The sequence below is a fragment of the Cupriavidus sp. H18C1 genome (genome assembly GCF_049311595.1).
Classification (GTDB): Bacteria; Pseudomonadota; Gammaproteobacteria; order Burkholderiales; family Burkholderiaceae; genus Cupriavidus; species Cupriavidus cauae.
In genome coordinates this window covers 767,921-793,581 of the sequence record NZ_CP186009.1, presented here as the reverse complement: position 1 = coordinate 793,581, position 25,661 = coordinate 767,921, and the positions used below count along the sequence as shown (strand labels likewise).

Annotated in this window: 19 protein-coding genes and 2 pseudogenes; 11 read left to right on the top strand and 10 right to left on the bottom strand. The window is 69.7% G+C overall.

The window, feature by feature from the left end; translation table 11 throughout:
* Positions 1-4: 4 nt before the first annotated feature.
* From OJJOAM_RS19370 to OJJOAM_RS19355, 4 genes are all read right to left on the bottom strand, one after another.
* Entirely contained in the window at positions 5-658 is a 654-nt protein-coding gene (locus OJJOAM_RS19370; protein ID WP_422650776.1) for a cytochrome c oxidase subunit 3, read from the bottom strand.
* Entirely contained in the window at positions 655-2,412 is a 1,758-nt protein-coding gene (gene ctaD / locus OJJOAM_RS19365) for a cytochrome c oxidase subunit I (protein WP_422650775.1), read from the bottom strand. The genes OJJOAM_RS19370 and ctaD overlap by 4 nt, the downstream gene beginning before the upstream one ends.
* Positions 2,413-2,583: 171 nt before the next feature.
* Positions 2,584-3,756 carry a c-type cytochrome gene (locus tag OJJOAM_RS19360; protein ID WP_422650774.1) on the bottom strand — a complete coding sequence of 391 codons (1,173 nt, stop codon included), beginning with the start codon at positions 3,754-3,756 and terminating at the stop codon, positions 2,584-2,586.
* A 264-nt stretch (positions 3,757-4,020) separates the two neighbouring features.
* On the bottom strand, positions 4,021-4,524 hold the full coding sequence (locus OJJOAM_RS19355) for a sodium/proton-translocating pyrophosphatase (protein ID WP_149318428.1): 504 nt from the start codon (positions 4,522-4,524) through the stop codon (positions 4,021-4,023).
* Between the two features lie 195 nt (positions 4,525-4,719).
* Between OJJOAM_RS19355 and OJJOAM_RS19350 the strand changes: the two genes are divergently transcribed.
* Together OJJOAM_RS19350 and OJJOAM_RS19345 are read left to right on the top strand one after the other, a co-directional pair.
* Positions 4,720-4,902 (top strand): hypothetical protein, encoded by a 183-nt coding sequence (locus OJJOAM_RS19350; RefSeq protein ID WP_006578697.1) that lies wholly within the window; start codon positions 4,720-4,722, stop codon positions 4,900-4,902.
* 88 nt (positions 4,903-4,990) lie between these two features.
* A complete protein-coding gene (locus OJJOAM_RS19345) occupies positions 4,991-5,203 on the top strand; it encodes a hypothetical protein (protein WP_422650773.1) in 213 nt (70 codons plus the stop codon).
* A 78-nt stretch (positions 5,204-5,281) separates the two neighbouring features.
* Here OJJOAM_RS19345 and OJJOAM_RS19340 read toward each other — a convergent pair whose 3' ends face one another.
* Entirely contained in the window at positions 5,282-5,467 is a 186-nt protein-coding gene (locus OJJOAM_RS19340) for a rubredoxin (protein WP_149318430.1), read from the bottom strand.
* A gap of 181 nt (positions 5,468-5,648) precedes the next feature.
* Here OJJOAM_RS19340 and OJJOAM_RS19335 point away from each other — a divergent pair, with 181 nt between their 5' ends.
* Complete coding sequence (locus tag OJJOAM_RS19335) at positions 5,649-6,929, top strand: cytochrome P450 (RefSeq protein WP_422650772.1); 1,281 nt, start codon at positions 5,649-5,651, stop codon at positions 6,927-6,929.
* Here OJJOAM_RS19335 and OJJOAM_RS19330 read toward each other — a convergent pair.
* Entirely contained in the window at positions 6,913-11,001 is a 4,089-nt protein-coding gene (locus OJJOAM_RS19330) for a DUF748 domain-containing protein (RefSeq protein WP_422650771.1), read from the bottom strand. The genes OJJOAM_RS19335 and OJJOAM_RS19330 overlap by 17 nt on opposite strands.
* Positions 11,002-11,373: 372 nt before the next feature.
* Between OJJOAM_RS19330 and OJJOAM_RS19325 the strand changes: the two are divergent.
* A pseudogene (locus OJJOAM_RS19325) lies at positions 11,374-12,688 on the top strand (MFS transporter).
* Positions 12,689-12,849: 161 nt separating this feature from the next.
* Here OJJOAM_RS19325 and OJJOAM_RS19320 read toward each other — a convergent pair.
* Together OJJOAM_RS19320 and OJJOAM_RS19315 are read right to left on the bottom strand one after the other, a co-directional pair.
* Positions 12,850-13,986, bottom strand: a complete 1,137-nt coding sequence (locus tag OJJOAM_RS19320; RefSeq protein WP_422650770.1) for an alpha/beta hydrolase family esterase — start codon at positions 13,984-13,986, stop codon at positions 12,850-12,852.
* Between the two features lie 81 nt (positions 13,987-14,067).
* Complete coding sequence (locus OJJOAM_RS19315; protein WP_422650769.1) at positions 14,068-14,316, bottom strand: hypothetical protein; 249 nt, start codon at positions 14,314-14,316, stop codon at positions 14,068-14,070.
* Here OJJOAM_RS19315 and OJJOAM_RS19310 point away from each other — a divergent pair.
* From OJJOAM_RS19310 to OJJOAM_RS19295, 4 genes and pseudogenes are all read left to right on the top strand, one after another.
* Positions 14,315-14,737 (top strand): hypothetical protein, encoded by a 423-nt coding sequence (locus tag OJJOAM_RS19310; RefSeq protein ID WP_422650768.1) that lies wholly within the window; start codon positions 14,315-14,317, stop codon positions 14,735-14,737. The genes OJJOAM_RS19315 and OJJOAM_RS19310 overlap by 2 nt on opposite strands.
* 69 nt (positions 14,738-14,806) lie before the next feature.
* Positions 14,807-17,206 (top strand): annotated as a pseudogene (locus OJJOAM_RS19305) (ATP-binding protein); the annotation flags it as partial.
* A gap of 205 nt (positions 17,207-17,411) precedes the next feature.
* Positions 17,412-17,615, top strand: a complete 204-nt coding sequence (locus OJJOAM_RS19300) for an Hpt domain-containing protein (protein WP_422650974.1) — start codon at positions 17,412-17,414, stop codon at positions 17,613-17,615.
* Between the two features lie 364 nt (positions 17,616-17,979).
* Complete coding sequence (locus OJJOAM_RS19295) at positions 17,980-18,651, top strand: response regulator (protein ID WP_422650767.1); 672 nt, start codon at positions 17,980-17,982, stop codon at positions 18,649-18,651.
* 54 nt (positions 18,652-18,705) lie between these two features.
* Here OJJOAM_RS19295 and OJJOAM_RS19290 read toward each other — a convergent pair whose 3' ends face one another.
* Positions 18,706-20,226, bottom strand: coding sequence for an alanine/glycine:cation symporter family protein (locus OJJOAM_RS19290; RefSeq protein ID WP_422650766.1), 1,521 nt, complete (start codon positions 20,224-20,226; stop codon positions 18,706-18,708).
* 407 nt (positions 20,227-20,633) lie between these two features.
* Between OJJOAM_RS19290 and OJJOAM_RS19285 the strand changes: the two genes are divergently transcribed.
* Positions 20,634-21,260, top strand: a complete 627-nt coding sequence (locus tag OJJOAM_RS19285; RefSeq protein WP_422650765.1) for an HAD domain-containing protein — start codon at positions 20,634-20,636, stop codon at positions 21,258-21,260.
* Positions 21,261-21,546: 286 nt separating this feature from the next.
* Positions 21,547-22,407, top strand: a complete 861-nt coding sequence (locus OJJOAM_RS19280; protein ID WP_422650764.1) for a hypothetical protein — start codon at positions 21,547-21,549, stop codon at positions 22,405-22,407.
* A gap of 178 nt (positions 22,408-22,585) precedes the next feature.
* Here the strand turns inward: OJJOAM_RS19280 and hmpA are convergent, their stop codons facing one another.
* A complete protein-coding gene (hmpA, locus tag OJJOAM_RS19275; RefSeq protein WP_422650763.1) occupies positions 22,586-23,773 on the bottom strand; it encodes an NO-inducible flavohemoprotein in 1,188 nt (395 codons plus the stop codon).
* 163 nt (positions 23,774-23,936) lie between these two features.
* Between hmpA and norR the strand changes: the two genes are divergently transcribed.
* Complete coding sequence (gene norR / locus OJJOAM_RS19270; protein ID WP_422650762.1) at positions 23,937-25,577, top strand: nitric oxide reductase transcriptional regulator NorR; 1,641 nt, start codon at positions 23,937-23,939, stop codon at positions 25,575-25,577.
* The last annotated feature ends 84 nt before the right edge of the window (positions 25,578-25,661 follow it).

Below are 25,661 nucleotides of genomic sequence, written 5' to 3'. Positions count from 1 at the left end.
GCGATCAGGCGGTGCCGCAGATGATGCGCACGATTTCCGGTGTCAGCCAGCCGAGCGCGGCCAGCAGCACCAGCCAGACCGCCAGCATGAAGTGCCAGTAGCGCGCCAGCAGCCGCACGCGCAGCGCGGCACCGGCGCGCGCCCCGGCGCGCACGCCCTGCCATGCGCCGAGCCACGCCACCAGGCCGCCGACCATGTGTAGGCCGTGCATCCCGGTCAGCATGTAGAAGAAGCTGCCGGCCGGATTGTTGGCCGGCAGGACGTCGGCGGCGCCGAGCGCCTGCCACGCCCACAGCTGGCTGGCGACGAAGGCAAGAGCTCCGACCCCGCCCAGCATCAGCATGCGACGCGCGTTCGCCGGCTCGCCGGCCTGCGCCGCCCGGGACGCCCGCCACATCGCCACGCTGCCGGCGACCAGCAGCGCCGTGGACAGCCACACCTGCCACGGCAGCGCGATCGGATGCCAGTCCGCGGAGTCCATGCGCAGGCCGAACGCGACCACAAACAGCGAGAACAGCGAGGTGATCACGCCCATGAAGACCCACAGCGCGACGCTGCCGGGCGTCGAGCCGGAGGCGTGCTGACGCATCGCGTCGCCGCCGCGCGGCGCCGGGCCATCGTCGCCGCGCGCGACTCGGTACAGTGCTCCGGTATTCATGCGACGGCTCCCTGGCTGGCATGCGGTTCGGGTTCGGCGCCGCCGGCTTCGGGCGGCGCGTTCTGCGCGATGAAGTCCTCGCGTGCGCCGGGCACGCTATAGGCATAGGCCCAGCGATACACCACCGGCAGATGCGGGCCCCAGTTGCCGTGTTCCGGCGGCGTATGCGGCGTCTGCCATTCGAGCGAAGCGGCGCGCCAGGGATTGGCGCCGGCCGGCTCGCCGCGGCGCGCGCTCCAGATCAGATTGGCGACGAACAGCAATTGCGCCGCGGCGACGACGAAGGCCGCCACGGAGATATAAGCGTTCAGCACATGCGCCGATTCGGGAATGAAGGCGTAGTTCTCGAAGGCGTAATAGCGGCGCGGCATGCCGAGGATGCCGAGGTAGTGCATCGGGAAGAAGATCGCGTAGGTGCCGACGAAGGTCACCCAGAAATGCACCCGGCCCAGCGTGTCGTTCAGCATCCGGCCGGTGACCTTCGGATACCAGTGATAGAGGCCGCCGAACACCACCAGGATGGGGGACACGCCCATCACCATGTGGAAGTGCGCGACCACGAAATACGTATTCGACAGCGGGATGTCGACGCTGACGTTGCCGAGGAAAAGCCCGGTCAGCCCGCCGATCAGGAAGGTGCTGATGAAGCCGATCGCGAACAGCATCGGCACCGAGAAATGGATGTCGCCGCGCCACAGCGTCAGCACCCAGTTGTAGACCTTGATCGCGGTCGGAATCGCGATGATCAGCGTGGTGGTGGCGAAGAAGAAGCCGAAGTACGGGTTCATGCCGCTGACGAACATGTGGTGGGCCCACACCACCACCGACAGCACGCCGATCGCCAGGATGGCCCACACCATCGTGCGATAGCCGAAGATGCTCTTGCGCGCGTGCACGCTGATCAGGTCCGACACGATGCCGAAGGCCGGCAGCGCGACGATATAGACCTCGGGATGGCCGAAGAACCAGAACAGGTGCTGGAACAGCAACGGACTGCCGCCCTTGTAGTCGAGCTGCTGCCCCATCGACACCATCGAGGGCATGAAGAAGCTGGTGCCGATGGTCTTGTCGAGCAGCATCATCACGCCGGAGACGAACAGCGCGGGGAACGCCAGCAGCGCCAGGATCGTCGCCATGAAGATGCCCCAGACGGCGAGCGGCATCCGCATCAGCGTCATGCCCTCGGTGCGCGCCTGCAGCACCGTGGTCACGTAGTTCAGGCCGCCCATGGTGGCCGCGACGATGAAGATCAGCAGCGACACCAGCATCAGGATGATGCCCCAGTCGTGTCCCGGCGTGCCGGCCAGGATCGCCTGCGGGGGATACAGCGTCCAGCCGGCGCCGGTCGGTCCGCCCGGCACGAAGAAGCTGGCCAGCAGCACGATCACCGACAGCAGGTAGACCCAGAAGCTCAGCATGTTCAGGAACGGGAATACCATGTCGCGCGCGCCGACCATCAGCGGGATCAGGTAATTGCCGAAGCCGCCGAGAAACAGCGCGGTCAGCAGGTAGATCACCATGATCATGCCGTGCATGGTCACGTACTGGTAATAGGCGTTGGCGTCGATGAAGTCGAAACGGCCCGGAAAGCCGAGCTGCATCCGCATCAGGTTCGACAGCACGACGCCGACCAGCCCCACCACGATGGCGACGATCGTGTACTGCACCGCAATCACCTTGTGGTCCTGGCTCCAGACATACCGCGTCCAGAAGCTGGTGGGCCCGTGGTGGACGGCATCGTCGGTGTAGGCCATGGTGATCTCTCCTGCGGTCGGTGACCTGTCGTGGCGGGCGGCGTCCGGCTCCGGACGCGGCACTGCCTCTGTACTCGCTTGTGCTTCGGCGCGCCGGCGCTGCGCTGTGGTGCCGCCGCGGTTCGGCCGCGGCTTCGCTGCGGAACCGCAGCGCAGCGCCCGGGCTTTTCGCTATTTGCCGGCCGCCTCGCGGGGCGGCCCGGCGGTGGACCGGATAAACGCGATCAGCGCGTTGACCTCGTCGTCGCTGAGCGGCATCTTCGGCATGATCGGCGCAAAGCCCTTGACCACGCGCTGCTGCGGCTCGCGGATCTCGGTACGCAGATAGTCGTCGTCGACCTTGGCGCTGCTGCCGTCGGTGAACGTCGACGTATGTCCGTACAGGCCCTTCCACGTCGGCCCCACGCTGGGCGAGCCGTCCACGCTGTGGCACGCGACGCAGCCCTTGCTCTGCGCCAGCGCCTTGCCCTGTTCGGCAAGATCGGTCGCCGCCGGGCCGGGGCCGCGTGTGCCGCTCGGCTGGGTGGGCACCGTGGCCGCCGCCGCGGGCTGCCCCGCGCGCATCGCGACGAAGGTCTGCTGCTTCTGCAGCCAGGCGGTGAAGGCGGCGGGCTCGTCGACCACCACCTTGCCGCGCATGTTGTGATGGCCGACGCCGCACAGCTGCGCGCACAGCACGTCGAAGGTGCCGGCGCGCGTCGGCGTGAACCAGAACGAGGTCACCATGCCGGGCACCATGTTCATGCGGGCGCGGAATTCCGGCACATAGAAGTCGTGCAGCACGTCCTTGGAGCGCGCCAGGATCTTGACGGGCCGCCCCAGCGGCAGGTGCAGCTCGGGCCCGGCAACGATGATGTCGTCCTGCCCGTTGGGGTCGTCGGGGTTCAGCCCGAGCGGATTGCCCGGACCGACGAAGCGCGGATCGGTGGTGCCGAACTGCCCGCCCGCGCCGGGGAAGCGAAAGCCCCACGACCACTGCTGGCCGACCACCTCGACCAGCATCGCGTCGCGCGGCGGCCGCACATAGTCGGCATAGACGAACAGGCCGGGCGCCAGCAGCGCCATGATGCCCAGCGTGGTGCCGCCGATCAGCCAGAGTTCGAGCTTGTGATTGACCGGCTGGTAGGCCGCCTGGCTGCCTTCGCGATGGCGATAGCGCCAGACCATGTAGCCCACGAACAGGTTGATGCCGATGAAGAAGGCGCCGGTGATGACGATCGTGATGGTCAGCGTGTCGTCCATCTGTTTCCAGTTGGACGCGAGCGGCGTCGCCCACCACGGGCTCAGGAAGTGGAAGAGCACCGAAGCGACAACCATGACCACGAGTGCGATGGCGAGCGCCATATCGACCCCTCCTTCTGTGCCGCCGGCACGAGGGCTGCCCAAGTCACGCAGGTAGGATAAGACTAGTGCATCCGATCCGGTCGATTCAAGGCGATGCGGCGCGCGGGCCGTGCCGCATCGCACAAGCCGCGCACGGGCAACGCCTGAGCAACACACAGGCAACGCATCGGCGGCGCACAAGCAGGGCACGGTCCCGACACAGGCGCCCATAAAAAAACGGCGGCCGGAGCCAGGCTCCGACCGCCGTGCATTCGCCGTCGCGCCTCAGTGCGTGACGTCCTTGCTTTCCAGCTTCCAGTACGCCGCTGCCGCGCACATGCCGAACACGATGTTGCCGAACAGCGTGTGCCAGCCGCGCGCATCGGCAAACCACGGGAAGAAGCGCGTCATGCCGTAGAAGTTGATCACGTAGATCACGAGGCCGAACACCGCGCCGACCAGCAGCGCCATGCCGAGGCTCGAATCGAGCTGGAACGGCGCCATGATGGCCGCCAGGATCATGCCGAGCACGGCGCCCAGCACGAAGTGGATCACCAGGGCGGCGGTGACCGTGGCCACGCTGAACATGCCGCTCTGCAGCACGTCGGGGCCCATCACGATGGCCGCGATCATGCGCGTGGTGGGCCACGGGTTGGTGCCCGCGATCATGGTCGACCAGAACAGCTCGAGCACCAGCAGCAGCGCGCCGGCAGCCAGGCCGGACACCGCGGCCGCGCTCCAGTCCGGCACGCGGCGCACGTAGTGGTGCGAATGCATGTGAAGTTCCATTGCCACCTCCGTATGCTGTGACGAGACCGGGTCCCGTTCATTTGCACAGCATAGGACACGCGGCGGCGATCGGCGGGAAGGCGCGCGGCCTTCGGGTCAACCCCGAGCGGCAAAGAGCTTGGATAGTGCGCCCCGCTGCCTATACTGCAGGCATAACAGCATTACCCACAGAGAGAGAGAGGAAAGGAGACCGCCATGCCGACCCTGGACATGCACGACCTCGTGTTCCTGATTCCGATGGCGCTGGTTGGGATTATCGTGATGGGCATGGTGCCCGTTGCAGCGCGGCCACTGCAGATCAGTTGCCGCACGCTCGGCGCAATCGCCGGCGCGCTGCTGGGCCTGGCCGTACTCGAAGCGATCCCGCTGCTGATCTGAGCGGACCAGCTGGCCACGGGTCCGAGCCGGTCCAACGCCGACTCGGCACTTGCCGGTGCGAGGCATCGCAACCGGCAGGGAGGCTGACATGTCCCTGTTCTGGATCGCCATCCTGCTCGTTGCCGCGCTGATCTTGACGGTCGGACGCGCGCTGTGGCGCAGCATGCGGCCCACGCGGATGCGCTGGCGCCGCTGCCGGCAGATGCGGCGGCGCGCCATGCCGACGCCGCATCATCGGCCACATAGCCGGCCGCACGCGAGCGCGCATGGGCGGCTGCACCGCGGCCTGCACCACGGCTGACCAAGCGCCTTGCGGCGCATCATTGGAGCGCGAGCCGAACGCGCGAGTCGCGCACACGTCGATGAACGACGCGCTGCGTCAGATCTCGATCATCGCGAAATCGGCCTTCGCCACATCGCATTCCGGGCAGCGCCAGTCCTCGGGAATCTCTTCCCAACGCGTGCCGGGCGCGATGCCGTCATCCGGCCAGCCCTGCTCCTCGTCGTAGACCCAACCGCAAATCAGGCACACCCAGGTCTTGTAGGCGACGGTTTCCTGCTGCAAAACAAGCTCCTTTATTCAATCCGGAGCGAATCATACGCGTTTTTGCTGCGGCGCCACGATCCCGGGCGCGGTCGGATGCGCCGCGAACGGCGCTGCGCCCGGACTTGGTGCCGCGAGCGCGCCGCGCTGGCATGCAGGTTGCAGCGGATCGGCGATCAAGCCTCCGTTCCGAGCATTGCCGATGCCCGCCATTCCACGCGACACGCCCGGGGACCATAGCCTGGCCTTGCTGGCCGACCCCTATCGCTTCATCGCCAAACGCTGCCGCGCCCTGCAATCCGATGTCTTCGAAACCCGCCTGCTGCTGCGCCGCACGCTCTGCATGACCGGGCCCGAGGCCGCAGCACTGTTCTACGATCCGCAGCGCTTCCAGCGTGGCGGTGCCGCGCCCGAGCCGCTGCGCGCGACGCTGTTCGGCAAGGGCGGCGTGCAGACGCTCGACGGCGACGCGCACAGGATGCGCAAGGCCCTGTTCATGCATGCGACCGCGCCCGAGCGCATTGCCTCGTTGTGCGACGCGGTCGCGCAGCAATGGCTGCTGTCCGCGCGATCGTGGTCCGATGGCCAGCCGGTGGCGCTGTACGACGCGCTGCATCCGCTGCTGACCCGGGCCGTCTGCAGCTGGGCCAGCGTGCCGCTGCGCGAGCATGAGGTCGAGCCGCGTTGCCGGCAGCTGACCGCGCTGTTCGACCAGGCGGCCGCGCCGGGGCTGGGGCATTTCCGCTCGCGGCGCGCGCGCGACCGCGTCGAGGCCTGGCTGTCGCGGCTGATCGATCAGGCGCGCGCTGGGCAGTTCGAGCTGCTCGAGCACACGCCGATGCATACGGTCGCGTGGCACCACGATGCGGATGGCCAGCTGCTGCCGCCGCGCATCGCCGCCGTGGAACTGGCGAACCTGCTGCGGCCGACCGTGGCGGTCTCGGTCTTCATCGTGTTCGTCGCGCACGCGCTGCACCTGCATCCGGCATGCCGGGAACGTTTGCAGCAAGGCGACCCGGCTTATCTCGATGCCTTCGTGCAGGAGGTGCGCCGCTGGTATCCGTTCTTTCCGGCGGTGGTGGCGCGCGTGCGCGAGGACTTCGATTGGCAGGGTTACCGCTTTCCGCGCGGGCGGCGCGTGATGCTGGACCTGTACGGCACCAACCGCGATCCGCGCAGCTGGGACGAGCCCGAGGCCTTCGCGCCCGAACGGTTCGTGGCCCGCGCGCCCCCGCCGTTCGGCTTCATCCCGCAGGGCGGCGCGCAGGCCGCCGATCATCATCGCTGTCCCGGCGAAGGGATCACCGTGGCGCTGATGAAGCAGGCGGTCCTGTTCCTGCTGCGCGGGCTGCGCTACAGCGTGCCGGAGCAGGACCTGACGCTGGACTTCGCCCGCCTGCCGGCGCTGCCGCGCGACCGCATGGTGATACGCGACGCGCGGCTGGTGCACCGGCGCGCCGGCGCCACTACTGCCGGATCGTGAAGTCGACGCGGTTCGGCGAGCCCTTGTCCTTGATGCCCTCGGTATCGAGCTTCGGCGCGGTCAGGAACAGGCGCGCTTCGGGCACCTTGCCCTGGCGCTCCAGCGCCTGCTTGACCGCCAGCGCGCGGCGCTCGGCCAACTGGCGCAGTCCCCCATCGGTCACCGGCGCGTTCTGCAGCAGCAGCGCCTCCATCTCGGCGGTCGGCAGCGACTTGGCCATGCCGATCAGGTTGCGCGGCTTCTTGATCGACGAGCGCCGGTAGACCGCCTCCAGGTACTTCGGATACTCCTGCGGGCTGACCGTGACCTTGGCACCCTGCTCGTCGTCCTCGTCGTCCGCCGCGCGCTGCTCGCGCGCGGACTGCCGCAGTTCGCGCACCTTCTGCTCGGCGACCTGCTCGTCGAGCCAGGCGCGGCGCGCGCCGGCTGCGTCGGTGGCCGGGTCGATGCGGCCGGTGATCTCCAGCCGCAGGCCCGGCCGATCGTTCAGCGCCTTGCCCAGCGTCTCGACCTTCTTGCGCCCCGCGTCGGTCAGGTTCGCCGAACCGGGGGCGAACTCGACGTAGCCCAGCTCGTCGCCGCCACCGAAGGCCGAGGCGATCAGCGAAAACGGCGAGGTGATGGCCTTGGTCAGCAGGTTGACGATCACGCGCACGATCACGCCGCCGATGCTGAATTCGGGGTCCGACAGCGAGCCCGATACCGGCAGGTTGACGTCGATCACGCCATTGCGGTCCTTCAGCAGCGACACGGCCAGCAGCACCGGCAGCTTGGTCGCGGTGGGGCTGTCGACCTTGTCGCCGAACGTCAGCTGGTCCAGGAACAGGTGGTTGCTGGCGTTCAGATGGCCGTTCTCGATCTTGTAGGCGACGTCGACCGTCATCTTGCCCTTGGTGATCGGATAGCCGGCGTACTTGGTCGCATACGGCGTCAGGCGCGTCAGCTCGACGCCCGCTGCCTTGGCGGCGATATCGAGGTAGAGCTGTTCGCCGAGCGGGTTCAGCTTGCCGCTGATCGTCACCGGCGCATCGTCGTCGAGCCGGCCCTCGAGCACCAGGTCGGCCGGCGCGGGATCGCCGGTCGACACCTTCGAGATCGAGCCGTGCATGCCGGTCAGGTTGGCGGTGTAGTTCGGCTTGACGAAGAAGTCCGAGAAGTTGATGTTGCCCTTGTCGATCTTGATGCCGCCGATGCGGATCTGCGGACCGGCCGCGGTGCCCTTGGTCGAACCCGCCGCCGGGGCGGAGGGACTGGCGGCCACCGTCGCCGACGCGGACGGGGCCTCGGGTGCGCTGGCCGGTGCCGGCGCGGTATTGGCCTGCGTCAGGCTGGTGGTCGGTGCCGGCTGGCCCTGCTGCGCGCCGCCCGAGACCACGTCCTGCAGATTCAGGCGGCCGTTCGCGTTCAGGATCACGCGCGCATAGAAGTCGTTCAGCGCGATCTGGCCCAGCGCCAGCCGCAGCGGCCCCTTGCTGTCGTCCATCTGGAAGTCGATGCCGCTCAGGCCCAGAGAACGCCAGCGGATGAAGTCCTCGCCGTTGAGGCGATCGACCGTGCGCACATTGCTCAGCTGCGCGGTGCCGGCGAAGGTCGCGGCGAGCGGCTTGCCGGTGGGCACGGCGACGGAGAGCCGGCCATTGACGGTGACATTGCCGGCCCGCAGCGCCGCGTTGAAGCGGTCGGCCAGATAGGGCTGGAACGGCGTCAGTTCCCACTGCCGCGCATCGACGCGCATCTGCAGCGCCGGCAGCGTCGGCTGCACGGTGCCATCGAGTGACAGCACGCCGCGGCGGCCCGATTCGGCCTTGGCCTTCAGCGCGATCGGCGTGGCGGGCAGCGGCCAGCGGACGGCGCCGGTCTTGACGTCGATCCCGCGCAGCTGGTGGACCACCGGGCGGTTGCCGTTGGCGGCCGCCGGCTGGTAGTCGGTCAGGCGCAGCTTGCCGCCCTCGATCGCCACGCTGCCGACCTCGACCTGCCACGGTTTGGCGGGCGCCGCGGCGGCGTTCGTGCGCGGAGCAGCGGATTGGGCAGCGGATTTGCCCGCGGATTGGGCCACCTTCGCACTGGCGGCGCGCGACTGCGCCACCCAGATGCGGGAGGCCTCCACCAGCTCGCCGCGCTGATCGCGCACCGCCGCGAATTGCGGGTTGCTCAGGCCGATCTGCGCGACCTGCAGCGACTGCGCGGCCAGATCGAAGCGCAGGCCGTCCAGCGTCAGCTTGTCGGCGCTGAGCAGCGGCAGCTTGTCGCCGACCAGATCGCCGCGCTGGCGCGCGCGCTGCTCGCGCCGTTTCGCCACGGCATCGTCGGAGGGCGCGGCGGCCCGCGGCGCGGCGGCCGGATCGCGCAGCGCGACATGGACGCCGCTCATGGCGACGCGCGAATTGTCCAGCGACAGCGTGAAGGCCGGCGCAGCCCACGACATCCGGTAGTTCAGCTCGGCATCGAGCGCGGACTGGCCCAGCTGGACGCGCAGTTCGCCCGGGAACCAGGCGGCGAAGGTCTGCGGCCGCAGACCATTGGCGCGCAGCGTGCCGGCCAGCGTGGCGTCGCGCAGCGACAGCGCGCCCTGGTGCGCGATGGTCTGGCCGTCGGCGACCACCAGCGTGGCGTCGAGCTTGGCCGGCTTGTCGCTGTCGCCGGACAGGCCGTCGACCTGCACGTCGATCGGTCCGAGCGCCAGCGTGCCGGGGCCGGAGAACGCCGCCTCGTCGCGCAGCGCCACACGGGCCTGCTTCAGCGCGACGCGATCGATGGTGTAGCGCCAGGGCTTGGCATCGCCGGCAGGCTGTCGTGCCACCGGGGCCGAAGCGGCGGCGGCGGCCGATGCGGACGCGGAGGCGAGCGGGGCCGAGGCGGCCGGTGCGGAGGCGGAGGCCAGCGGCGCGGGGGCCGCGGTCGAGGTCGAGGTCGACTTCGAAGCGGAGCTTGAAGCAGCGGCCGCCGCCGGCGCGGAGGCGGAAGCCGAGGCCGACGACGAAGCCGCGGGCGCGGCCGCCTTCGCCGGCGTCGCCGCACGCGGCAGGAAGGCGGTGGCGAGATCGAGCGTGCCATCCGCCCGCCGCAGCGCGCGCAGGTCGAGCCCGTCCAGCGTCACGCCGCGCAGATGGACCAGATTGTCGGCCAGCGCCAGCCGCGCGATATCGACCGTCAGCTTGCCGGCCTGCAGCAGCGGCGCGCCGTCGCGCTTGCGGACGTCGGCCTCGCGCAGCGTGGCGGTGCCCGAGATTTCGATCTGCTGCTGGTCCTGGTGCTGGCGAAAGCCCACCACCAGCCGCGTGTCGAGCTTGCCCGCCTTGACTTCGGCGTCGGTCAGCCGCGGCGCGAACGGCATGAAGCGGACCAGGTCGAGGCCATCCAGATCGAGGTTCAGCTTCGCCTCGCGCGCATCGGCGAACGGCAGCATGGTGCCGCTGACCGCCAGCGGCGAGCCGTTGATATGGGCGCTGATGGTCGGCTGCGTGACGATATTGACGTCGTGCGGCAGATTGGACAGGAAGGGCAGCGTGACCGTCAGATGGTCGATGCGCTGCGTTTCGCCGAGCATCCTGTCGTCGAAGCGCAGCGAGCTTTCCGTCAGCGCGATGTTGTTGATCGAGAAGCGGGCCGGCTTGCCATCGTCCGGGCTCTTCGGCCTGGCGTCCAGCCGGTCGCGGATGTCGTCGAAGCTCAGCCGCCCGTCGGCTTCGCGCACGACATGCACCGCGAGCCGGTCGATGTGGACCGCGTCGACCACCGGCGCGAGGCGCCACAGCGAGGCAATCGACGCGTCGATATCGGCCGACCCGAGCGTCAGCATCGGCGTGGTGCCGTCCGGCTCGAAGATCGTGACATCGCCGACCGTCGCGGCCAGCGAGAACGGCCGCACCTGCGCCGCGCCGATCGTCACCTTGCGCCCCAGCGCCTCGCTGGCCTGGCTCGCGGCCAGCGAGCGGATCAGCGGCGGCCCGCCGAAGTAGCCGGCCAGACCGAAGATCGCCACTGCCGCCGCAATGCCGCCCGCCACGCGCAGGCCCGTACGCCGGCGCGGCGTCGCGGTGGCGGCCTGCATCGAAATCTTGAATGCCATGTCGTCCCGAAGAAAATGACCCCCCACAGCCGCACATGCCCGGCGGTTTTCGCCTTGCCGCCAGCGCGGCCTTGCGCCCTCCCGATGCACGTCTTGGGCTCCAGTTGTGCTCTGGATCCCACTTTTTTGGGCATTATGGTAATGCTTCATGACACGGCGCGGGGGATTATTGCGACCGGCGCAGCGGCGCCCCGGCCGTCGATCTGGTATCGTTTCGCCTTTGCGAAGCGTTCCGTCGCATGCCGAGGCCCATCCGTCCTCTGGCCCTGCCTCTCTCCCGCGCTGTACCCGCCGGCCGTCCCCTCACACTTACCCGTGTTAGCGCGCTTCGCATGCGATCTCCTCCATGCGAGTTTTCTGCGAGTTCCCTCAATGTCCACCACCAGCAGTACTGTTGGCGCCGGCGGCGCGTCGCTCGAACGCGCCGCGCGCCCGCTGACCGGCCAGGATTACAAGACCCTGTCCCTCGCCGCCCTCGGCGGCGCCCTCGAGTTCTACGACTTCATCATCTTCGTCTTCTTCGCCACCGTGATCGGGCAGCTGTTCTTCCCGCCCTCGATCCCGGACTGGCTGCGGCAGCTGCAGACCTTCGGCATCTTCGCCGCCGGCTATCTGGCGCGTCCGCTGGGCGGCATCATCATGGCCCACTTCGGCGACCTGCTCGGGCGCAAGAAGATGTTCACGCTGTCGATCCTGTTGATGTCGGTGCCCACGCTGCTGATGGGCCTGCTGCCGACCTACCATGCGATCGGCCTGCTGGCGCCGGTCGCGCTGCTGCTGCTGCGCGTGCTGCAGGGCGCGGCGGTCGGCGGCGAGGTGCCGGGCGCCTGGGTCTTCGTCTCGGAACACGTGCCCAGCCGCCACGTCGGCTATGCCTGCGGCACGCTGACCGCGGGGCTGACCGCCGGCATCCTGCTCGGCTCGCTGGTGGCGACCGGCATCAACACGATCTTCACGCCGGAGCAGCTGACCGACTGGGGCTGGCGCGTGCCGTTCCTGCTCGGCGGCGTGTTCGGCATCGCGTCGATGTACCTGCGCCGCTGGCTGCATGAAACGCCGGTATTTGCCGAGCTGCAGCGCAAGAAGGCGTTGGCCGCCGAAATGCCGCTGAAGGCCGTGGTGCGCGATCACCGCGGCGCGGTGGCGGTTTCGATGCTGCTGACGTGGATGCTGTCGGCCGGCATCGTGGTCGTGATCCTGATGACGCCAACCTTCCTGCAGAAGCTCTACGGATTCGACGCACGCACGGCGCTGGTCGCCAACAGCGTGGCGACGCTGTGCCTTTCGATCGGCTGCGTGGTGGCCGGCGCGTTGGCCGACCGCATCGGCGCCCGCCGCACGCTGTTCTTCGGCGGCCTGTTCCTGGCCGTCAGCAGCTATCTGTTCTACACGGTGATCCACCAGCGCCCCGACCTGCTGCTGCCGCTGTACGCGCTGGCCGGCTTTGCGGTGGGCACCATCGGCGCGGTGCCGTTCGTGCTGGTCAACGCCTTCCCCCGCGCCTGTCCGCTTCTCGGGCCTGTCGTTCTCGTACAACCTGTCGTACGCGATCTTCGGCGGGCTGACGCCGATGGCGGTGACGCTGATGCTGAAGAACGATCCGCTGGCGCCCGCGCACTACGTCGTCGCGCTGTGCGCGCTGGGGATGGTGACCGCGCTGTTCGCGCGCAAGTCGACCAGGCTGTAAGCGGACCGAGGCCGAACCGGGGCGATCCGGAGGCCAATTCCGGGGCCGGTCCGGGGCGCGATTGCGGAGGCCGATCCGGAGGCCGATCCGGGGGCTGGTCCAACACCAGGCCCCCCGGGCGCCCTGCCCTGGCACCCCGGCCGCCCGGCCAGTGCCGTGGTTCAGCGCCGATGCTCGCGGAAGAACTCCCACATCAGCATGCTCGCTGCCGGCCCGGTGTCGCTGTGATAGCGATAGGCGGGATCGCCGCCGCTCCAGGCATGGCCTAGCCCGGCCACTTCGCACAGCTGCACGAGATCGCGGCGCGCGTAGCCGAAGCGGGATTCGAGATAGTGGCCGGCGGGCATGTCCGCCGAATCGCCGTTGCCGTTCGTGCCGCCCGACTCCGGGTGCGTCGACGCGACGGCCGCCCGCACCGGCTCACCGTTGCGGCGCTCGCCATCGACGCGATCCGGCAAGCGGTTATACGCCAGGAATTGCCGCGCCAGCAGGCGCGCATTGACGGGGTGCACCACCTCGTCGTCCATGCCATGCAGGATGAGCGCGGGCATCGGCTTGCCGGCCAGCGCGACGCCGGCCGCATCGAGCAGGGCCGCCGGCTCGGCCCGCGAGCCGTGCTGCATCGCCCGCAAACCCGCCCGCGCCGAATCGGCGGCGCCCACCACCACGCCGGAATGCAGCCCGACCGCGGCGATCCTGTCCGGATAGCGCAAGGCCACCACGGCCGCCATCGCGGCGCCGGCGGACAGGCCGGCGAGGTACACCCGGTCGGGACACACATCGCGCCGCAAGGCCAGCGCATCGATCAGCGCGGCGATCGCCTGCGCTTCGCGCGCGCCCTCGCTGGCGGCCAGGTCGAACCATTGCCAGCAGCGCTGCAACTGCCGCCGCAGCGGCTGTTCGGCATAGGCGACCAGGAAGCCCTCGCGCTCGGCCAGCGCATTCATGCGCGTGCCGGCGGCGAAGTCCTCGGCGGTCTGCCGGCAGCCATGCAGCATCACCACCAGCGGCAGCGGACCGCGGTGCCGGCGCGACGGCTCGTAGAGCCAGTAGCTCAGCTGCGACACCAGTTCGCCCGGCATTGCGGGCAGCTTCAGGCGCCGCTGCGACCACTGCCCCGGCAGCGGACCGGCAGGCAGCGCGAGCGGCGGCGGCACCCGCGTGCGGGCGGCCGGAGCCGCGGCGGTCCGTCCGTGCCATCGTTCGAGCCAGTCGCCAAGGTGACGGGCCGACTGGCGCGGCAGCGTGCCGATCTGCCGCCACGGACGCTGCCAATTTCCCATCAAGGTTCTTGCCATGCGCGGATTGCGGAAGCGCGCGAACGCTCCGGTTCATTTTGCTGCGTTGCAGCATAGCACATGGGGTGGAACGCATTTGACTTACCAATGTAGGACAGTGACTGACAGCACACCGGCAATCGGCTCGCTATGGTTTCGCCATGGCGAACGGGCAGCCCGCCCGCAGCCGCCATTCGAGGCCAACTCGATACCGGTATCTTCATGCGGAACACGCTTTTGATTTCGTTGCCCCACCCCCTGGCGCGCAGCCGCCCTGATCGCCTGCGCATCGTGGCCGGCGGTGGCCCAGCATGGCAACGCCGCCGCCTCGACCACGGCGCCGTCGAGCATGTCGGCACTGGCCCGGCTGCTGGTTGGCGTGGCCGATGGCCGGCCCACCGGCATGAATGGCGTCACGCGGCTGACCGGTTCCGGCAACAATACCGACGTGGCGCTGCGCACCGCGTGCCGCGAGCTGACACGCTCCGGTCCGATCCTGCTCGATACCGCCACGCGCCTGGATGGCTGCCGCGGCGAAAGCGGCAAGCGCGTGGTCTTCCATCTGAATCTCGTTCGTTTCGACGCCTCGCGCGAGGGCACCGCGGCCTTCATGGCCAGCGCCACGCCGGCCCTGGTGCGCGGCATCTGCCGCAATCCCGATGTGCCCGTGCTGGGCCGCCTCGGCATCGCACTGGTGTTTCGCTACACCGGCATCGGCGACCGGCCGGTCGGCGAAATCGCGATCGCGCCCGGCCGTTGCGAACAGGAATGATCGCTGCATCGGATTCGGAGCAACGCGTCCGATAGAACACCGTCCGCGTCGAACTGCGATAGTCGCGGCATGGCGCATTGGCTAGATTCCTCCGCTTCCCTGTGTCCGCCCGGAGGTCGCCCCGATGCCATCCCCCTCTTGCCAACCGCACGCCGTGCATGGCGGCGACGATGCGACGGCCGGCCGATGCAGCGCTCTAAGCGTCGGCTGTACGGGCTGATGTCGTGCGGCTGCCTGCTGTGGGCGGCGCTGGTGGCCGCGCAGCTCGGCCGCACCCAGACGCAGCGCGACGATACCGGAGCGGTGCGCGAACGGCTCGCCGACACGCTGACCGGGGCCGAGCGGCGCTGGCTGGCGGCCCATCCGGTGGTGCGCTACAGCGCGTCGCCGATCGGCGGCCCGATGGCCTTCGTCGGCACCGGCGGACACGCGGCCGGCATCGCCGTACAGGCGCTCGAGCAGGTCGGCCGCATTACCGGCCTGCGCTTCGAACCGGTCTGGCAGCAAGACCCCGGGGCGCGCGAAGCCGCCCTGCGCGATGGCACGGTGCTGCTGGTGCCCGCGGTGACGGCCGACTTGCCGCCGCCGGACGCCGGCGGGATGCGCGAACCAGGACGCCGGGCGCGCCGACTGCAGCCATCGCTGCCGTATCTGATCACGCCGTGGGTCATCACCACCCACGCCGCCAACGGCGCGATCCGCGACGCCGCCGGCCTCGCCGGCATGCGCATCGCCGTGCGCCGCAGCAGCCGCGCCCTGGCGGAGCGGCTCGCACAGGTGCCCAACGCCACCATCATCCGTACCAGTTCCACCACCGAGGCCTACCGCATGGTCGCGCACGGCCAGGCCGACGCCGCGGTCGACACGCTGACCTGCGCGCACTACATGGTCCGCTACGCGTTTGCGCCATGGCTGCGCGTGGCCGCTCCGCTCGGCCCGCAGCCGGCCGCGATCGGCTTCGGCGTCTCGCCGGCGGCGCCGCAGCTGCGCATGATCCTGAACAAGGCACTGGCGGCCATTCCGCCGACGCACTGGGACGCGCTGCAGGCCCGCTGGGCGTCGACGCCGTCAACCGCCTCGACGGCGCCGCTGCCCGCCGCGCTGCCCGCACCGGTGCAAGCGCACCCGGGTCGTCGCCCCTGGCTGCTGACCTGCTCGCTCGGCACCTTGCTGTGGATGACGGCGATGGGCGCGTGCGCGGTGGCCCTGCATCGCCACGGCCGGCGCATCGCCCGCGCCGCCAACACGCTGCACCGGCGCCTGGGCAATGCACGCCCGGCCAGTCGGCGCAGCGCGGCCGGCATGCGTCCGTCGGCGGACGGCAGCCACCGCGGACCCTCGCCTTGTGCCGGGGCTTCCGTCGGCGCCTCCGTCGGCGCTTGCGCCGGCGCATCGGCCGATGCGGATCGCCTGGGCCTGCTGGCGACGATCTGCCATGAGATCCGTACCCCGATGCACGCGGTGATCGGCATCCTCGATCTGCTCAGGCACAAGACCGCGATCCATGGCGAGGCCCGCCACTACATCGACACCGCGCACGACTGCGCCAAGTCGCTGGTCGCGCTGGTCGGCGACCTGCTCGACATGGCACGGCTGGAGGCGGGGCGGATGGAAATCCGTCCGGAGCCGGTGCAGCTCGATACGCTGCTGCAGCAGTGGGTCCAGGCGTTTCGGCCGCTGGCGGCATCGCGCGGGCTGCGTATCCGCCTGCAGCTGGGCACGCTGCGGGCCCGCCGCCATCGGGCCGATCCGCAGCGGCTGCGGCAGGTGGTCGGCAATCTGCTCAGCAATGCGATCAAGTTCAGCGGCCATGGCGACATCATGGTGAAGCTCGAGAGCGCGGGCGAGGACGTCGATCGGGAAACCGTGCGCATCGTGGTGCGCGACCGCGGCCCCGGCATCGCGGCGGACCAGATGCCGCGGCTGTTCGAGCCGTTCTACCGGGCCGCGGAAGCGGGCGCGACCAGCGGCACCGGCCTGGGCCTGTCGATCTCGCGGCAGCTCGCCCGCCAGATGGGCGGCGAGCTCGAGCTGCTCAGCCGGCCCGGCCACGGCACCACCGCGCTGCTGACCCTGACGCTGGCCGCGGATGCCTGCGCAGGACGCGCGCTGCGCGGCGACAGCCGCCAAGCCGCTTGCCGCCGGCCCGCCATCTCGCCGCTGCGCAAGGGCTATTGCGCGCTGATCGTCGACGACCATCCGGCGGGCAGGATGCTGCTGGCCCGGCAGCTGCGCCATCTGGGCGTCGAGGCAGTCGGTACCGGCGATGCCCACGAGGCGCTGGTACGGTGCGCGGCGCCGGACGCCACCTTCGATCTCGTGATCCTCGACTGCAATATGCCCGGCATGGACGGCTTCACGCTGGCGCGCAAGCTGCGCGCGCAGGAGCAGGCTCTGGCCCGGCCGCACGTGCCCGTGCTCGGCTACAGCGCCGACGCGCGGCCGCATAACCGCCAGCAGGCCCTGGCGGCCGGCATGGACGATTGCCTGTTCAAGCCGATCGATCTCGACACGCTCGGCCGCGCATTGCAACACTGGCTGGGCGACCCGCCGGGCGGTCGCTGCCCTTCGACGGCATTCGCCGCGGCGCCCCTCGCGCCGGCCCCCCGATGCGGCGGTACGGGCGGCCTTGCTGGCCGGCAACACGGCGGACCTGGCCGCGCTGCACGTCGCGGTGGCGCGCGCCGACTGGCAGGCGGCCCACGCCATCGCGCACCGTATCAAGGGCGCCGCGCGGATGGTGTCGGCCGATGCCGTCGCGGCGGGCTGCGAGGCGCTGGAGGCCGCGTGCCGCGACGGCGATGCCGCCGGCGTGGCGGCCGCGATGGCGCAGCTGGTGCCGGCGCTCGCGCGGTGGAGCAGGACGCTGTCGCGCTGAGCCAAGCTTCGCTGGCCGAAGCTTCCCGGCCGGATGCATCCGCACACCCTCGCCCCAGATCGCGTTTTGAGACTCGTCTTATCGCCTCGCGCTCCCCTGCCCCCCTAATCTGGCGGGGCATTGCAGCGCTTTCCGACTGTTTCCCGTTTTTGGTCCGAGGGTGGGGCATGTGCGCTGGCGCTGTGTCGGGCGGTAGTGTCGTCCTGTCCGTACCTCCATCGTGTCACGGGGCCCGATACAGATTTCACGCGCTTTGCGCCGCACGGCATTTGCCGCGCGGCGCTTCTTTTCCGATGGACCGCACGCTCCTGGCACCCGCCGCGCTCCGCGATGGGGCCCGGCAAGCGGGCGCAGGAGCAATGGCATGGCACTGAACATCGTCGTCGCCGACGACCACCCCGCGATCTCCCTGGCGATCCGCAGCGTTCTGCAGGGGCACGCCGGCTGGCAGGTCTGCGCCGACGTGACGACGCCTGAGGCGCTGTTTCGCGCCATCGCGACGTGTACGCCCGATGTCGTGGTCACCGACTACCACATGCCCGGCGGCCAAGCCAAGGATGGCTTGCGGATGCTCGGCCAGATGCGACGGCAGCATCCGCAGATGCGGGTGGTGGTGCTGACGATGATGACCAACCCGCTGATCCTGCGCGCCATCGCGGAGGTCCCCGTGCAGGGCATCCTGCTGAAGGATTCGCCGCTCGACGAACTGGTCCATACCCTGGTCCAGGTCGAGCGCGGCCAGACCTATATCGGCAAATCGGCCGCGCGCATCCTGGCGGAATCGAGCGCGCGCTACCCCTGTCCGGAGGAGCGGGCAGGCGTCGGCAGTCTGTCGGTACGGGAAACGGAGGTGCTGCGGCTCTATCTGAGCGGCAAGTCGGTGACGCAGATCGCGACGGCCCTGAGTCGCAGCGTCAAGACCATCAGCCGGCAGAAGAACTGCGCGATGCAGAAGCTGGGGGCCAGCAACGACAGGGAACTGTTCGACTTTGCCGCCCGCCAGGATTTGATGCTGCCGCAGCCGTCGGCGGGTTAGCCGACGGCATACGGCCCGGGATGCACCCTTGTTCGTGCACCTTTGTTCGTTTCTTTATTCAGCGGAGCGCGGCGCCGCGATGACCGGCGAGACGGCGGGCTCGCCGCCATCCTGATCGTCGCCCGGGCGGCGCTGCTTGGCGCCGGCAGCGCGCTGCTCCCAGAACACCGCGTTATCGATGCCCAGCGGACCGGGCACGAAATTCGGATCGAGGCCCTGCCGCTTCTGTGCCTCGTAGTCGCGCAGCGCCTTCAGCGCGGGCTTCTGCAGGATCACGATCGCCACGATGTTGAGCCATGCCATCAGGCCCACGCCGATATCGCCCAGCGCCCAGGCCAGCGTCGCGGTGCGCACGCAGCCGTACAGCGTGGCGGCCAGGATCGCGATCTTCAGCAGGAACACCATCCAAGGGCGGTGAATCTTGCGGTTGATATACGCGACGTTGGTTTCGGCGATGTAGTAGTAGGCGACGATGGTCGTGAACGCGAAGAAGAACAGCGCGATCGCGACAAAGGCGGCGCCAAAGCCAGGCAGCACGCTTTCGACCGCATGCTGGGTGAAGCCCGGGCCCGCCTCCACGCCGGCCAGGCCGGTGTGCAGGGCTTCCTTGGCGGGACCAACCACGTTGTAGGCGCCGGTGATCAGGATCATGAAGGCCGTCGCGGAGCAGACGAACAGCGTGTCGACATAGATCGAGAACGCCTGCACCAGGCCCTGCTTGGCCGGATGCGACACCTCGGCGGCCGCCGACGGATGGGGGCCGGTACCCTGGCCGGCTTCGTTCGAGTAGACGCCGCGCTTGACGCCCCACTGGATCGCCAGGCCGAGCACCGCGCCGAAGGCCGACTCCAGGCCGAAGGCGCTACGCAGGATCAGGCTCATGACCTCGGGCAGCTTGCCGACATTGAGCGCGACGATCACGCAGGCCACCAGGATGTAGCCCAGCGCCATGAAGGGCACGACGATCTCGGCGAACTTGGCGATGCGCTTGACGCCGCCAAAGATGATCAGGCCGAGCAGGATCACCAGCACCGCGCCGGTTACCGCCGGATCGATACCGAACGAATTGGTCATGCCGGCCGCGATGCTGTTCGACTGCACGCCGGGCATCAGCACGCCGCAGGCCAGGATCGTCGCCAGCGCGAAGATCCAGGCGTACCACTTGGTGCCCAGCCCTTTCTCGATGTAGTAGGCCGGGCCGCCGCGATACTGGCCGTCCACCTCTTCCTTGTAGATCTGCGCCAGCGTCGATTCCACGAACGCCGTGCTGGCGCCGAGGAAGGCCATCACCCACATCCAGAACACCGCGCCCGGACCGCCGAAGGTAATGGCGGTCGCCACGCCGGCGATATTGCCGGTGCCGACCCGTCCCGACAGCGACATCGCCAGGGCCTGGAAGGAGCTGACCCCCTGCGCCGAGGACTTGCCGTCCAGCATCAGCCGGATCATGCCGAAGAAGTGGCGCACCTGGGCGAATCGAGTGCGAATGGAGAAATACAGGCCGACGCCCAGGCACAGGTAGATCAGTGCCGAGCTCCAGATGATGCCGTTGACGGCATCGACGATTTCGTTCATGGCGAATCTCCGAGTCGGGTTCGGGCGAGATGGTGCCCGTCATGTCAGCGGTCGAGGCGCCCCGGGGTCGAGGCAAAACCGCCCCCCCTGGAAAAAGGCGTAACCATACCGCAACCGTTCGTTATCGCCCCACCTAGGGAGAACCCGAATTCGTCGTCCGAATCGGCGCCTGGCGCGTTGTGGGATGCAGGATCGTGCACCACGAGCGGGCATGATCGACGGGGCCGCAAGCGCCTGAAATTGTGTCGCCGGGAAACAAAAGTCGGCACTGTCAGGCGGTTTTTACGTCACCGAACCACAAGTTACAGAACTGTTTCATGTTGTCGCCGCCGAGGCCGGCCGCAGGCCTGATCGTGCGTCGTAACCTGAACGCTCCCCTACCGCTCCGATGGATGCAGAGGAATCTCATGTCTGAACGATTGATCATGCTGGATGTGCCCGGGGTGCTGTTCTCCGAGCGCTCCGCCGCGCGGCTGGGCGGCAAACCCGAGACCGGCGCGGTGCGCGAACTGCGCCTGTTCGATCCGGTCGCGCTGGGCTTTGTACGGCGGCTGTTCGGGCTGGCCGGCGCCCGCGTGGTGCTGCCGCATGCCTGGGGCGTCGGCGCCCGCTCGGCCCTGGTGCAGCAGCTGGACCTGCAGGTGCATGCCTTCGCGCCGGCCACCAACGGCGGCTTTGGCGCCGAGGTGGCCGCCTATCTGGCGGCGACCCGGCCCGTTCCGCAGAACTTCGTGGTGCTGACCGCCGATGCGGCCTCCGTCGACGCATCGCTGCAGTCGCGCCTGATCGCGCTCGATCCAGCCAAGGGTCTGACGCTGGACGACTTCAAGCAGGCGCTGGACCTGCTGGGCGTGGCCTGCCCCAACGGCATGTATCCGCCGACGCAGCCCGACCCGCGCCTGCAGGCACGCCTGCAGCAGCTGCGGCGCGCCGCTCGCCATGGCGCCCTGCCCGGATTGGTGCCGTTGCCGTTGGCCGAGCCCGCGCACGCCCGAGTTCGGCCCACGCCTTGCCGCGGCGCACGCTTGAGCTGAGCGCAAGCCTGAGCTTGGCGCACGCCGAGACGCCGCGCACGCCTGACCTTCTCCGTCGGGATCAGCCCGCATAGGCAGTCCCGCCCCCCGTCTGCATAATGTGGCGGCATGAACCGAGGGGGCGGAGATGACAGCAGCCGCGCTGGCTGACCGACGCGGCATCCACTGGCGACGCGGCTGGCCGCGGCCTCTGCCGACCGCCCTTGCCGCGACGGTTGCCCCGGCCCTCGCCCGGGCCCTTGCGGCCGTCCTCGCGGCCGTCATTGCCGCCCTCTGGGCGCCGGACTTGCACGCACAGCCTGCCGGCTCGCCGGAAACCTCGGCGGCTCCTGCCACTGCCGGCCCTGCTGCCCCGGCTACCGCTGCCGCCCCTCCGGCCAGCCCCTCCGCCCAACCCGCCGAGGCCACCGTTCCGCCGGTCTGCCAGGCACCGTGGTTCCGCGGCGGCGCCCGCGCGCAGCTCGAGGCCGACGGCCAGATGCCGATGTCGATCACGATGACGGTGCGCCATCCCGGCCCCGTACCGGGCGGCTGCGCGGCCTGGCTCGACATCCACTCGAAGTCCGCGCTGGCGGCGATGATGGGTCCGCCGGTGGTCATGGATCAGATGCACCGGCTGACGCTGGTGCGCGATACGGGCTCGACCAACGGCCGGATCAGCAGCCAGCACGCCACCATCAACGCCCAGGCGCGCTATGCCCGGCTGTTTGGCGAGGCCTCGTTCGAGGGCACGGGCCTGTTGTCCTATGCCGGCCACGATATCCGCGAGGGCGTCACGCTGCCCGGCGAGTCGCTGCACTCGAGCGCCAGCCTGCAGATCAACAGCCTGCATTCGGGCGAAGCGGTGACTACCATCCGCGTGCCGCGGGCCTCGATCCACATCGGCGAGCGGCGGGTCGGCCGCCGGCAACATATCGACACGCCGCTCGGCCGGCGAGAATGCCTGCCGATCCGGTACGACAAGCAGGCCTCGCTGGGCGAGGTCCATATCGGCGACGACGTCGAACGGCCCGATCCCTACAGCATGACCGTGACCGACTGGTACTGCCCCAGCGAAGCCTTCGTGCTGCGCACGGAGATCCGCCAGGGCGACCAGCAGCAGGTCATCGAGACCACGGCGATCGGCATGCCGGAGGGCGGGCGGTAAGGCCGCCGGCCGGCTCGCCCGGGGCCGGCCGCGGGGTCGGCGTAGGGGCGGCGTAGGGGCGGCGTAGGGGCGGCGTAGGGGCGGCGTAGGGGCGGCGTAGGGGCCGCGTAGGCGTAGGGTCCGCATAGGGCGGCACGGCTGCCGATCCCGCGGGCATCCGCCTTCACCACCCCTCGGCTCACGCCGCCTGCAGGTCCTCCAGCGGTCCGAAGAACTCGAAGCGCAGGCGCTCCGGCGCGATGCCCAGCGCGCGCCCGTCGGCATAGACGGAGCGCATGAAGGCCTTCGGCCCCAGCAGGTAAAAGTCGACGTCGCGGTCGGCAGGCAGCCGGCTCGCCAGCAACTCGCGCGTGACGAAGCCCACGGCGTGCGGGTCATCTCCCTCCCGCGGCGTGTCGTAGACGTAGCAAACGCTCACATTGCCGTGGTTGGCGGCGATCGCGTCGACGCGCTCGCGGAAGGCATGCACGCCGCCGTGCCGCGCGGCATGGATGAAGTGGACCGGCCGGCCGGCGGGGGCGGCCGCTTCCAGCATGCTGATGGCGGGCGTGATGCCGACACCGCCGGTCACCAGCACCAGCGGCCGGTCGTTGGCCGCCTGTTCCAGCACGAAGTCGCCGCAAGGCTGCAGCGCCTGCAGGACATCGCCCACCGCGGCATGGTCGTGCAGCCAGTTCGACGCGCGGCCACCGGGCTCGCGCTTGACGCTGATCCGGTACCACGGCTTGCCAGGCGCATCGGACAGCGAGTAGTGGCGGCGGGTCGGCGCCCCGTCGATGGTCAGCAGCAGCGTCAGGTACTGGCCGGGCCGGAAGGCGGGCAGCGCGCCGCCGTCCGCGGGCTCCAGGTAGAACGAGGTAATGATCTCGCTCTCCTGCACCTTGCGGGCGATGCGCAGGCCGCGCGTTCCGCGCCAGCCGCCCGGCTGGGCCGCGTTGTCGCGGTAGACCGCCTCCTCGGCATCGATCAGGATCTTCGCCAGCACGCCATAGGCCTCGCCCCAGGCGCCGATGATCTCGTCGGTCGCCGCTTCGCCCAGCACGTCGCGGATCGCCTGCAGCAGGCAGCCGCCGACGATCGGGTAGTGCTCAGGCTGGACGCCGAGTGCGGCGTGCTTCTGCACGATCCGCGGCAGCGCGCCGGCCAGCGCGTCGAGCTGGTCGATATGGCTGGCGAAGGCCAGGACCGCGCCGGCCAGCGCGCGCGCCTGCGTGCCGTGGACCTGGTGGGCCTCATTGAAGAAGGCCTTCAGTTCCGGATGCTGGGTCAGCAACAGACGATAGAAGTGTTGCGTGATCGCTTCGCCGTGCTGCTTCAGCACGGGCACCGTGGCCTTGACCAGCGCGATGGTATTCGGGGACAGCATGAAAACGCTCCTTGGATTGGACGTCAATGGGTACCTTGTCATATCAAGCGGCGTGCCAGGGGAAACACCCGGCGCAAGCCCTTGATTTTCATGGCATCATGTCGCGCAGTTGTCCGAATGACTACACGAGGGACGTGGTTCAAAAGACCACAATGTTGTCTACATGACCACGAATTCCGATTTCCCCACGCTCGCCGACGAAGGCCGCTTCCGCCAGTTGCTGGCCGCCGCACGCGGCATCGTGCATTGCGATGCCGCGGCCCTGCTGCGGCTGCAAGGCGAGGTGCTGGTGCCGGTCGCCGTCCACGGCCTGAGCGACGATGCGCTCGGACGCCGCTTCCCCGTCTCGGCCCACCCGCGCCTGGCGCAACTGCTCGACAGCGAGGACGGCGTGCGGTTTGCCGCCGATTGCGGCCTGCCGGACCCGTACGACGGCCTGATCGAAGGCCAGCCGGACATTCTGCCGATCCACGACTGCATGGGCGCCCCGCTGCATTGCGGCGGCCGGCTGTGGGGCCTGGTGACACTGGACGCGCTGCAGCCCGGCGCCTTCGCCGACATCTCGGCGACGCAGATGCAGGCGGTGGTGACGATGCTGGAATCGGGCATCGAGGCCGACGAGACGATCCGCGCGCTGGCCGAACGGGCTGCGCGCGAGCGCGAAATGAGCCGCGCGCTGCAGGCCCGTGGCCAGCCGCGCGAGCTGCTTGGCAAGAGCACGGCGATGAAGCGGCTCAAGCAGGAAATCGACACCGTGGCGGGGTCGGATCTGAGCGTCCTGATCCTGGGCGAGACCGGCGTCGGCAAGGAACTGGTCGCGCAGCGGCTGCACGACCGTTCCGCCCGCCGCGACCGGCCGCTGGTGCAGATCAACTGCGCGGCGCTGCCCGAGACGCTGGCCGACAGCGAGCTGTTCGGGCACAAGCGCGGCGCCTTCACCGGCGCGGTGCAGGACCGCGTCGGCAAGTTCGAGTTGGCCGACGGCGGCACGCTGTTTCTCGACGAGGTGGGCGAACTGCCGTTGCCGGTCCAGGCCAAGCTGCTGCGCGTGCTGCAGAGCGGGGAAGTGCAGCGGCCCGGCAGCGACCGGTTGCTGCGGGTCGATGTCCGCGTGCTGGCGGCAACCAACCGCGACCTGGGCAAGGCGGTGGCCGAGGGCCGCTTTCGCGCCGATCTGTACCATCGGCTGTCGGTCTATCCGCTGCGCGTGCCGCCGCTGCGCGAGCGCGGGCGTGATGTGCTGGCGCTGGCCGGCGGCTTTCTCGAGGAAAACCAGCACCGGCTCGGTGCGCGCAACCTGCGGCTGTCGCCCGACGCGGCGCTGGCGCTGATGGCGTATGCCTGGCCGGGCAATGTCCGCGAACTCGAACATCTGATCAGCCGGGCGGCACTGCGCGCGCTGGCCGAATCGCGCCGCGGCGCGCGCTGGATCGCGATCGAGCCGCGCCACCTGGGGCTCGACAGCGGCACCGGCCGGCTGGCGCATGGCAACGAAGACGTCGGCCTCCACGGCCGGCCGGCCGCGGCGCAGCGGGATGAAAGGCCGGCCCCTCGCGCCGCGCAACCCATGGCGGCAAGCTCGCCGGAGGCAAGCCAGCCCATCGGGAGCGGCACGCTGCGCGAGGCCACCGACGAATTCCAGCGCCGCTGGATCGAAGCCGCGCTGGCGCGGCACGGCGGCGCCTATGCGGCCGCCGCGCGCGCGGCCGGCATGGATCGCAGCAACTTCCACCGGCTGGCGCGGCGACTGGGCGTTGCGCCGGAGGCCAGGCGCCAGACGGGCCGCGACGCCGATCCGCACTAGTCGCGCGCCGGCGGCCGAGCCCTGTCTGCAGCCCACCCTTCACCACGAGCGGCGCCCAAGGCATACTTGGCCCTGCGAGCCGCT